Source organism: Halococcus salifodinae DSM 8989, assembly GCF_000336935.1.
GTDB classification, from domain to species: Archaea; Halobacteriota; Halobacteria; order Halobacteriales; family Halococcaceae; genus Halococcus; species Halococcus salifodinae.
In genome coordinates this window covers 1-245 of the sequence record NZ_AOME01000042.1, presented here as the reverse complement: position 1 = coordinate 245, position 245 = coordinate 1, and the positions used below count along the sequence as shown (strand labels likewise).

Here is a 245-nt window from a genome sequence, read left to right as displayed (position 1 = left end):
GGGTATGGAAGCAGGCCGACGACGGGGGCGAGCCAGCGGACTTCTACTGGAAGAGCGCGCTGTGCGCGGCAGGAAAGCATGATCTGGCGCGCTACCTCCAGAAGCGGTACGTGGATCAGGGGAAGGGAATCCCGTTTTCGGAGGTGATTCCGGGTGGGTTGTACGGAATCGACATCAAGCAGCAGGATTCGGAGCGCTACCACGTCCATCTGCACGCTCTGTGCGAGCTGCCGTTTGTCCCGCAG

The 245-nt window shown here is 62.0% G+C and carries 1 protein-coding gene; it reads left to right on the top strand.

Annotation, left to right across the window (positions count from 1 at the left end):
• Positions 1-245 (top strand): hypothetical protein (locus C450_RS22040; protein WP_005041739.1); only part of this gene is annotated, 245 nt, incomplete at both ends.